The organism is Pseudomonas oryzihabitans (assembly GCF_032027545.1).
Taxonomy (GTDB): Bacteria; Pseudomonadota; Gammaproteobacteria; order Pseudomonadales; family Pseudomonadaceae; genus Chryseomonas; species Chryseomonas oryzihabitans_F.
In genome coordinates this window covers 1-394 of record NZ_JAVSJB010000109.1, presented here as the reverse complement: position 1 = coordinate 394, position 394 = coordinate 1, and the positions used below count along the sequence as shown (strand labels likewise).

Below are 394 nucleotides of genomic sequence, written 5' to 3'. Positions count from 1 at the left end.
TGTCAGGCCACTGCCGTCGGCGGGCTGGATCGACTCGAGCTTGCCCTCCACCACCAGGATGGTCAGGGTGCCCTGGGACAGATCCTGTTGCGGCAGATAAGCACGGCTGGTGACGTAGCCATGCGCCAGGTAGGCATCGGTGATCGCCTTGAGCAGGGCGTTTAGCTGGTTGACGCCGACGCACTGGCCCTCGTAGGGCCGGGTCAGGCGGGCACGCTCGGCCGCAGAGAGGTGATCGGCGCCCTGCAGCACGATGGTTCGCAGGGTGAAGCAGCGGCCTTCGTCGGAGGGTGGCGGAGCCGCCGGCGTGGCGGCCGGGCCAGGCAGATCCTGCAGTTCCTGCAGGCGCTTCTGCTGGTCTTCGAGCAGGCGATCCTGGCGATTGCGGATCAGA

The 394-nt window shown here is 67.5% G+C and carries 1 protein-coding gene; it reads right to left on the bottom strand.

What is annotated here, in order from left to right; all coding sequences use genetic code 11:
- Window positions 1-394, bottom strand: a 394-nt coding sequence (locus tag RND78_RS27940) for a POTRA domain-containing protein (protein ID WP_312733479.1), incomplete at both ends; no start/stop codon positions are given.